The following is a 447-nucleotide window of genomic DNA, read 5'->3' as shown; positions in this document are numbered from 1 at the left end:
TTCAATAACACGTTGTCATAATCGAAATAAATCAATTACGTTTTAAAATGGCTGGGATACCTGGATTTGAACCAGGGAATGGCGGCATCAAAAGCCGCTGCCTTACCGCTTGGCGATATCCCAACGAATTGTTTTACTAAACAATTAAAAAATGGTGGCTACTACGGGATTTGAACCTGTGACCCCATCATTATGAGTGATGTGCTCTAACCAGCTGAGCTAAGTAGCCATTCAATTAATGGTGCGGTCGGAGAGACTTGAACTCTCACACCTCGCGGCGCCAGAACCTAAATCTGGTGCGTCTACCAATTCCGCCACGACCGCACAAATATTGTAGTGAAATTGAAGATTGGTGATTCAATAACACGTTGTCATAATCGAAATGAATCAATTATGTTTTAAAGTGGCTGGGATACCTGGATTTGAACCAGGGAATGGCGGCATCAA

Annotated in this window: 3 tRNA genes; all 3 read right to left on the bottom strand. The window is 43.0% G+C overall.

Features of this window, described 5'->3' with window-relative positions:
• Nucleotides 1–48: 48 nt before the first annotated feature.
• The 3 genes from HC728_RS19870 to HC728_RS19860 all read right to left on the bottom strand — a co-directional run bounded on the left by HC728_RS19870 (nt 49) and on the right by HC728_RS19860 (nt 324).
• A tRNA-Gln gene (locus HC728_RS19870) sits at nt 49–123 on the bottom strand.
• A 29-nt stretch (nt 124–152) separates the two neighbouring features.
• A tRNA-Met gene (locus HC728_RS19865) sits at nt 153–229 on the bottom strand.
• 10 nt (nt 230–239) lie between these two features.
• A tRNA-Leu gene (locus tag HC728_RS19860) sits at nt 240–324 on the bottom strand.
• Nucleotides 325–447 lie beyond the last annotated feature (123 nt).

This window comes from Aliivibrio sp. S10_S31 (assembly GCF_014694495.1).
GTDB classification, from domain to species: Bacteria; Pseudomonadota; Gammaproteobacteria; order Enterobacterales; family Vibrionaceae; genus Aliivibrio; species Aliivibrio fischeri.
The sequence above is the reverse complement of the archived record's forward strand: the minus strand, read 5'-3'. Positions and strand labels throughout refer to the sequence as shown.